A 1031-nucleotide genomic window follows, 5' to 3' on the forward strand; every position below is an offset into this window, starting at 1 on the left:
TCCTGTGTGTGCGTTTTGTCGAGTTCGTGGAGTTGTTTGATACGCTCTTGCTGGGTGGTGTTGATGGTGACCTGTTCGTCATACTGTAACTTCAAGTCAGCGTATTCTTCGGCCTTGTTATGATACTTACTGTAATAGAACCAGAGCAGGCCAGAGACAATCACAAAAGCAATGAGAGTGAAGTATTGGCTGTTGAATTTCATATCACCCACCTTATTCAGTGCGGGTTGTTTTACCCTTACCTGTTTCAGCTAGAACAAGATCCAGAACTAAGTCAGTGGCCTGCCCGACCAACCCCCTTATCTTGCTTTCATGTTCAGGCCTGACCTTCTTCCATTCGTTGAGGCCGGTGCCAAACACACTGGCTAGCTGTTTATCTCTCTTTAAGTCAGCACAGGCCTGATTCAGTTCTTCCAGCACACTACGCTTGCGAGGATTGACCACCACTCCCTTTGTCCAGTACTCATAAAGTACGTCGTCGCATTCATCCTGATAGCGGATCACCTTGTCTTTGATTTCAGGTTTGACTTTGTTGGGGTAAATAGTTGTTAGCCAGCCAGAAAGTTTGCGGAGGGCAAGGCAAGCCATTGATTGCGAACCGCCTTTTGTGGGTATGGTGATTTCCACCATACCTTTACTGAACCGTTGATTTAGCTTGGTTAACTGACTTTTCCAGTCCATCCCCATTCCTTCAGCAATGGGTTTCATTGGCACGTAGGGTTCATTGTTGTATTCTACAACATAAAGCTCATCGTCATAAAAAGGGACTGTGATTGTGTGCATCTTGCGTATTCCTATAGAAATAAGAGCCTGCTGACGTAGAAATATCGCCTCATGAAAGGTCGCCACCCAGCGATATCTCTCAGGCTCTATTTCTATAAGCTCATGATTGGATTTCGCGCACGTCAGTACGCAGATAAAAGAAGCCCCGCATTTGCGAGGCTCAGGATTCAGAGTAAGCTGTAGGCTTTTTCAAACGTTGCCTCAGAATACGGTTGCCTGCCGTTCTCGTGCCGGATAATGGCTTTTGA

At 46.3% G+C, this 1031-nt stretch carries 1 protein-coding gene and 1 pseudogene; both read right to left on the reverse strand.

Features of this window, described 5'->3' with window-relative positions:
- Window positions 1–203 (reverse strand): annotated as a pseudogene (locus tag AAC147_RS09195) (lysis protein); the annotation flags it as partial.
- 10 nt (window positions 204–213) lie between these two features.
- Window positions 214–783 carry a phage antirepressor N-terminal domain-containing protein gene (locus AAC147_RS09200; RefSeq protein WP_047686398.1) on the reverse strand — a complete coding sequence of 190 codons (570 nt, stop codon included), beginning with the start codon at window positions 781–783 and terminating at the stop codon, window positions 214–216.
- Window positions 784–1031 lie beyond the last annotated feature (248 nt).

The sequence above is a fragment of the Xenorhabdus sp. NBAII XenSa04 genome (assembly GCF_963866145.1).
GTDB lineage: Bacteria > Pseudomonadota > Gammaproteobacteria > Enterobacterales > Enterobacteriaceae > Xenorhabdus > Xenorhabdus indica.

What these genes read in the sequence shown, in the direction of transcription:
- AAC147_RS09200 (WP_047686398.1), bottom strand. Translation starts at nt 783, where the DNA reads ATGCACACAATCACAGTCCCTTTTTATGACGATGAGCTTTATGTTGTA.